This is a genomic window from Streptomyces sp. WELS2 (assembly GCF_013870595.1).
In the GTDB taxonomy this organism is placed as follows: Bacteria; Actinomycetota; Actinomycetes; order Streptomycetales; family Streptomycetaceae; genus Streptomyces.
The window spans coordinates 1-1,430 of sequence record NZ_JACBWZ010001217.1 but is presented as its reverse complement, the minus strand read 5'-3'; the positions used below and the strand labels follow the sequence as shown (position 1 = coordinate 1,430).

Here is a 1,430-nt window from a genome sequence, read left to right as displayed (position 1 = left end):
TTCCGAGGCTTCCGCCTCGGTACGGCCGCCGGGTCACGGTGGTCGAGCGCGAGGAGCTGCCCGGCGGCCGGGCCGGGCGCATGGACCTGGCCGGTTACCGGATCGACACCGGGCCGACCGTGCTGACCATGCCCGAGCTGGCCGACGAGGCGTTCGCCGCCGTCGGGACGAGCCTGTACGAGCGGGTGGAGCTGATCCCGCTGCACCCCGCCTACCGGGCGTGTTTCGCGGACGGCAGCAGTCTCGACGTGCACAGCGACGCCGATGCGATGGCCGCGGAGGTGGAGCGGTTCGCCGGGGCGGCGGAGGCGGCTGGCTACCGGCGGCTGCGCGACTGGCTCCAGCGGTTGTACCGGGCGCAGATGCGCCAATTCATCGACGTCAACTTCGACTCGCCGCTCGGTCTGCTCCACACCGATCTCGCCCGGCTGGCCGCCCTCGGCGGCTTCGGCCGCCTGGACGCCCGGATCGGCCGTTTCCTGAGCGACGAGCGGCTGCGCCGGGTGTTCTCCTTCCAGGCCCTGTACGCGGGTGTGCCCCCGGCGCGGGCGCTGGCCGCCTACGCGGTGATCGCCTACATGGACACCGTCGCCGGCGTGTACTTCCCCCGGGGCGGCATGCACGCCCTGCCGCGGGCGATGGCGGAGGCGGCCGCCGCGGCCGGGGCCGATCTGCGGTTCGGGCAGCCGGTGACCCGCCTGGAGCGGTCCGGCGAGCGCGTCACGGCCGTCGTCACCGACGCCGGCCGCATCCCGTGCGACGCGGTCGTCCTCACCCCGGACCTGCCCGTCGCCTACCGGCTGCTCGGCCGCCGTCCGCGCCGGGTGCCCGGGCTGCGCCACTCCCCCTCCGCGGTCGTGCTGCACGCCGGCACCGACCGCACCTGGCCCCGGCTCGCCCACCACACCATCTCCTTCGGCGCGGCGTGGCGCACCACGTTCGACGAGCTCACCCGCGGCGGAAGCCTGATGAGCGACCCGTCGCTGCTCGTCACCCGCCCCACGGCGACCGATCCCGGTCTCGCGCCGCCCGGCCGCCACCTGCACTACGTCCTCGCCCCCTGCCCCAACACCGACATCGGTCCGGGCCCCACGGCCTGGTCCGATCTCGGTCCGCGCTACCGGGACACGCTGCTGCGGGAACTGGAACGGCGCGGACTGGACGGCATCGAGGCCGCCATCGAGGAGGAGTGCCTGGTCACCCCGGCCGACTGGCACGCGCGGGGGCACGCCGCCGGAACCCCCTTCTCGGCCGCCCACACCTTCGCGCAGACCGGCCCGTTCAGGCCGCGCAACCTGGTACGCGGCACGGAGAACGCGGTCCTGGCCGGCTGCGGCACCACGCCCGGCGTCGGCGTACCGACGGTGCTGCTGTCGGGAAAGTACGTGCAGTGGAGAAGATCCACGACAACATGGGCCAACTCCGCGAAG

The 1,430-nt window shown here is 74.5% G+C and carries 1 protein-coding gene; it reads left to right on the top strand.

Annotated elements, in window-relative coordinates:
- The coding region (crtI, locus tag H5J33_RS35160) for a phytoene desaturase family protein (protein ID WP_181798702.1) at window positions 1-1,430 on the top strand (1,430 nt) is incomplete at both ends.